Here is a 2,365-nt window from a genome sequence, read left to right as displayed (position 1 = left end):
CGGTGGCGGCGGACGCGATCGCGACGGCGGCCGTGATGGCCGTGACCGCGACGGTCGTGACAACCGTTCCGGCCGCCCCGGCGGCAACCGTTCCGGCTTCGGTGACCGCCCCCGCGGCGGTGCGCCCCGTCCCGCCGGTGGCGGCTACAGCGCTCCCGCGCCTGCCGCTCCCCTGGACAGTCGCGACGGCCAGAGCAAGAAAAAGCGCAACAAGGGCCGCCGCACCGTCGACTTCCAGCAGGGCGATTTCGGCCGCCATCAGGACGATGATGACGCGCCGCGCATGAACCGCAGCACCCGCGGCCGCCGCAAGCCCGGCAAGCCCGCCGCCGTGCAGGCCACCCAGCCCCTCAAGGCCGCCAAGCGCAAGATCCGCGTGACCGAAGCCATCCGCGTGGCCGACATGGCCCACCAGATGGGCCTCAAGGCCAACGAGATCATCAAGGTGCTCTTCGGTCTGGGCGTCATGGCCACCATCAACCAGTCGCTGGATATCGACACCGCCACCCTGGTGGCCGCCGAATTCGACTACGAAGTGGAAAAGGCCGGCTTCTCCGAAGAAGATTACCTGCTGCCCCAGCAGGAGGACAAACCCGAAGACCTCAAGCCCCGTCCCCCGGTCGTCACCATCATGGGCCACGTCGACCACGGCAAGACCTCGCTGCTGGACGCCATCCGCAAGTCCAACGTCACCAGCGGCGAAGCCGGCGGCATCACCCAGCACATCGGTGCCTACCATGTGAAGACCAAGCGCGGCGAGATCGTCTTCCTCGACACCCCCGGCCACGAGGCCTTCACCGCCATGCGCGCCCGCGGCGCCCAGGTCACCGACCTGGTCATCCTGGTGGTGGCCGCCGACGACGGCGTCATGGAGCAGACCCGCGAAGCCGTGAACCACTCGCGCGCCGCCGGTGTGCCCATCATGGTGGCCGTCAACAAGATGGACAAGCCCGGCGCCGATCCCGACCGCGTGCTGCGTGAACTGTCCGAAATGGGCCTGCAGCCCGAAGACTGGGGCGGCGACACCATCGTGGCCAAGGTCTCCGCCAAGACCCGCCAGGGTCTGGACGACCTGCTGGAACTGGTGGCCCTGCAGTCCGAGATCATGGACCTCAAGGCCAACCCCAACAAGCCCGCCCACGGCCGCATCGTGGAAGCCAAGCTGGACAAGGGCCGCGGCCCCGTGGCCACCGTGCTCATCCAGGAAGGCACCCTGCACCAGGGCGACAACTTCGTGTGCGGCCAGTTCTCCGGCCGCGTGCGCGCCCTGATGAACGACCAGGGCAAAAAGGTCAAGGAAGCCGGCCCCTCCATCCCTGTGGAAGTGCAGGGCTTTGAAGGCGTGCCCGAAGCCGGTGAAGAATTCTTCGCCGTGGCCGACGAAAAGCTGGCCCGCCGCATCGCCGAAATGCGCGCCACCAAGCAGCGTGAACGCGATCTGGCCAGCGAATCCAAGGTCACCCTGGAAACCTTCCTGTCGCGCCGCGCCTCCGACCAGGAGACCCTGACCCTCAACCTGGTGCTCAAGGCCGACGTGCAGGGCAGCCTGGAAGCCATCACCGAGGCCCTCAACAAGCAGAGCACGGAAAAGGTGCGCATCAACGTGGTGCACGGCGGCACCGGTGCCATCTCCGAATCCGACATCATGCTGGCCTCCGCCTCGCAGGCCATCATCATCGGCTTCAACGTGCGCCCCACCTCGCGCATCAAGGACATCGCCGAGCGCGAGAACGTGGACATCCGCTTCTACGATATCATCTACAAGCTGGTGGATGACATCAAGAGCGCCATGGCCGGTCTGCTGGCTCCCGTGCAGCGCGAAGTCTACCTGGGCCAGGCTGAGGTCCGTAACACCTTCAGCGTGCCCAAGGTCGGCATCATCGCCGGTTCCTACGTGGCCGACGGCAAGATCGCCCGTAACGCCGGCGTGCGCCTGCTCCGCGACGGCGTGGTGGTCTACACCGGCAAGATCAGCTCCCTCAAGCGCTTCAAGGACGACGCCCGCGAAGTGGTCAAGGGCAACGAATGCGGCGTGGGCCTGGAAAACTTCAACGACGTCAAGATCGGCGACATCATCGAAGCCTTCGAGACCGTCGAAGAGGCTGCCACCCTGTAGGCCGTGGTGACCTGGGCGGCCCGTCCCCTGCCGGACCGTCGCCCCTCGTAGCTTCCTTCGTCGCAACGATGGGCGCATCGAAGCCTTCGAGACCGTCGAGGAAGCTGCCAACTGTAATAACGACAAACCGTGTCATGGCCGGGCCTGCCCCCGGTCATGGCAACGGATACCCCCATCGGGGAATGTCCCCCTTTTCCCCGCCAAGGCGGCCGGTCTTCCGGCCGCCTTTTTTGATGCGGTCAGGACACG

1 protein-coding gene is annotated in these 2,365 nt (G+C 66.4%); it reads left to right on the top strand.

Features of this window, described 5'->3' with window-relative positions; genetic code table 11:
• The coding region (gene infB / locus DESPIG_RS14120; protein WP_081446883.1) for a translation initiation factor IF-2 at window positions 1–2,116 on the top strand (2,116 nt) is incomplete at its 5' end.
• Between the last annotated feature and the right edge of the window lie 249 nt (window positions 2,117–2,365).

This window comes from Desulfovibrio piger ATCC 29098, assembly GCF_000156375.1.
In the GTDB taxonomy this organism is placed as follows: domain Bacteria; phylum Desulfobacterota; class Desulfovibrionia; order Desulfovibrionales; family Desulfovibrionaceae; genus Desulfovibrio; species Desulfovibrio piger.
Note: the sequence above shows the minus strand (reverse complement) of the source record. Positions and strands in the feature narration are given on the sequence as shown.